The organism is Bacteroides coprosuis (assembly GCF_020741705.1).
Taxonomy (GTDB): Bacteria; Bacteroidota; Bacteroidia; order Bacteroidales; family Bacteroidaceae; genus Bacteroides_E; species Bacteroides_E coprosuis.
In genome coordinates this window covers 1-2,564 of sequence record NZ_DYYK01000045.1, presented here as the reverse complement: position 1 = coordinate 2,564, position 2,564 = coordinate 1, and the positions used below count along the sequence as shown (strand labels likewise).

4 protein-coding genes are annotated in these 2,564 nt (G+C 31.5%); all 4 read left to right on the top strand.

Translation table 11 applies throughout. The annotated features are described in order from the left end of the window. On the top strand, positions 1–1,113 hold a 1,113-nt coding region (locus K8V80_RS02830), incomplete at its 5' end, for a hypothetical protein (protein WP_276775327.1). Positions 1,114–1,116: 3 nt separating this feature from the next. After that, positions 1,117–1,431: a hypothetical protein gene (locus K8V80_RS02825; RefSeq protein ID WP_276775325.1), complete on the top strand. Its 315-nt coding sequence runs from the start codon at positions 1,117–1,119 to the stop codon at positions 1,429–1,431. A gap of 48 nt (positions 1,432–1,479) precedes the next feature. Further along, complete coding sequence (locus K8V80_RS02820; protein ID WP_276775324.1) at positions 1,480–1,626, top strand: hypothetical protein; 147 nt, start codon at positions 1,480–1,482, stop codon at positions 1,624–1,626. A gap of 53 nt (positions 1,627–1,679) precedes the next feature. After that, the gene (locus tag K8V80_RS02815; RefSeq protein WP_276775322.1) at positions 1,680–2,348 is read left to right on the top strand and encodes a hypothetical protein; all 669 of its coding nucleotides are present in this window, start codon (positions 1,680–1,682) and stop codon (positions 2,346–2,348) included. Positions 2,349–2,564 lie beyond the last annotated feature (216 nt).

The window sequence follows — 2,564 nt, the reverse complement described above, 5'->3', positions numbered from 1 at the left end:
TCTAAAGCGGTAAATGACATGAAAGAAGATATACTACCACCTGATATCAATAAATCTCAAATGAAATTTATCACTAAAGATGGTAAGACATTATTCAGCCTGAAAGCTATTGCTGGATTAGACGTTAATACTTTAGATGCAATACTAGAGAACAGACCTTTTAAATCGCTTGAGGACTTCTATACACGTATGGTAGAGACTAAACTAATATCCCCTAAGAAAAGTATTACATTGATTAAATCAGGTGCTATGGATAGCTTAGAAGACAAAGAGAGACGTTTAATAATGGCAGATTTAGTTAAGATGATTATTCCACAGAAAGATAAGATAACAATGGTACAATTACCATATGTTAGACATGTATTACCTAGTGAATTTGATAAACTATTAGCTTTATATGACTTTAGAAATAGAATAGAAGGTAGAAACAAAGAGAAGATGAATGAAGAAATTGAAAAAATATTCATTACTCACTATTCTAAGGAAGTGGAATATGAATTTAAAGATGGTCAGTTAAATATTGATATGAAGTCTTGGAAGAAATATTATGATAAAGCTATTAAACCATTAAAAGAAGAGTTGAAAAAAGAAGAATATGCGAAAGAATTCACTAAACAGAAACGTAAAGAGTATTGGTTGGAAGAGTGTAGCAGTACCTTTGAAGAAGGGGAGATAGAAACTATCCTCTTTAATACAGAAAACTTCATTATTGATACTGAATTAGTTTCTGAAAGACATGAAATATCTGAGTTTAAAAACTTACGAAATGCGCCATTCAAGGGTAAAAATAGTAGAGGCTTCCCTGAGTATGAGATATCTGCAATTACAGGTGTTTCAGTAGGGTATAACCACACTAAAAAATTAGTTTACCTATTGACAAAAGAGTCAGGTGTTGTTATACTTAAAATGAATCGTAAGACATACGGTCACTATCACGAGAAATCAGAGGGTAACAAGTCTTGGTGGGAACGTGGTACTAAACTGGTAGTCTTAGGATACAAGAATGGGGAAAGTTTTATGGTTAAAGGAAATCAGATTTATCGTAAACCAGTTATTAAAATAAACGGAAGTAAAAATTACACTTATCAAAATGAAAAGAACATGGAGGAATAAATTATGAAGAGTAGAGAATTTGAGGAACGCATAAAAGAATTAGGTTATGAATACAGTTGTGACACTCAAGAAATAGAAGATGGTATTATCGTAGAATATGCTAGAACCGAAGAAGGTCAGACACTGTCATGTATTAGTAATAGTTGTGAATTCGACATTGATACAGCATGGGGAGCTTTTGAAAGTATGGAACTAGAAAAACAGGACGAACTATTTTATCTTTTTTACTTATACGCTAGAACACCTATACACAAAAGAGGATTGCGCATTAATAAAAAAGAAGTAAAAAATCATGAATTTAGTCTTGACAGAGATTAAGTTCTCTGTTATACTAAGTATATAACAAATTAATAGGAGGAATTATTTATGGGAATTTTAGATTTTTTATTAGATGATGATGGAGAAATTGCAGAAACGTTAAGAGGTTTGTCTGATGAAGACATAGAAGATGAATATGCTAAGTCAGAAGAGTTTGGTGACGACTATATGAGTCCTCAAAACAGAAGATATTAACAATAAAGAAAAACAAATTAAAAATATTATTATTGAATAGGAGAAAATTAATTATGACAAACAAGGACAATGAAATGATATTGGTTTTCGATAAAGAGGTATTTGAAACAATTGGTCTAATTGATGACATGTTAGAAGTAGATGTATTAGCACCTTTAAGCAAAGAAGACTATGAGTATATGATTAGCTTATTAAATGACATGTGGGAAACTGGAGGCTCTGTCCAGAGACGTGGAGACATGGAAGAGGATATGAGTTATCTACAACCTATTCCATATACTGTAATTAAACAAGGAGACAAATACTTCACATATACTCGCTTAGAGGGCGGAGGAGAGTCTCGTTTACATGGTAAATCATCAATAGGCGTAGGAGGACATCAAAACAGTGTTGAATACGCTTGGAACTTTGAGCATCTATTAGCTGTTAATAATTCTCGTGAACTAGAAGAAGAAGTGTTTATTAGAGATGAAAATGGGGAAGAAATAGATTATCACTATGATTTAGCCAAAGAATCTATTATTACAGGTTTGATGTATAATCAAAAAACAGAAGTTGATTCTGTCCATCTTGGAGTTTTAAATATTATTAGTATCCCTGAGACTTGGACTGTAGAACCTAAGGAAACAGATACATTGGAAGGTAAGTTTTTAACCAAAGAAGAGATTCAAGAATTAGATTTAGAAAACTGGACTAAAAGTGCTTTGAGTGTTTTAAAATGAGAATTTTTGGAGCAGGTATGATAGTATCAGTATTATGGGTTTGGATTTTTAATATTATATCTTGGATTATTTATAGAGATATGATTGATTTTAATACAGTTGAAGGATATATTTTTATGGGAGCTGCTTTTATTTCTGGAGCAGTATCCCAAACTATAAAACAAATTAAAGGAGAACGATTATTATGAAAACAATTTTTAAGATTATCGCAGGTAT

Excerpts from the sequence above, each read along its gene's own strand:
- K8V80_RS02825 (WP_276775325.1), top strand. The coding sequence starts at position 1,117 with ATGAAGAGTAGAGAATTTGAGGAACGCATAAAAGAATTAGGTTATGAA.
- K8V80_RS02820 (WP_276775324.1), top strand. The coding sequence starts at position 1,480 with ATGGGAATTTTAGATTTTTTATTAGATGATGATGGAGAAATTGCAGAA.
- K8V80_RS02815 (WP_276775322.1), top strand. The coding sequence starts at position 1,680 with ATGACAAACAAGGACAATGAAATGATATTGGTTTTCGATAAAGAGGTA.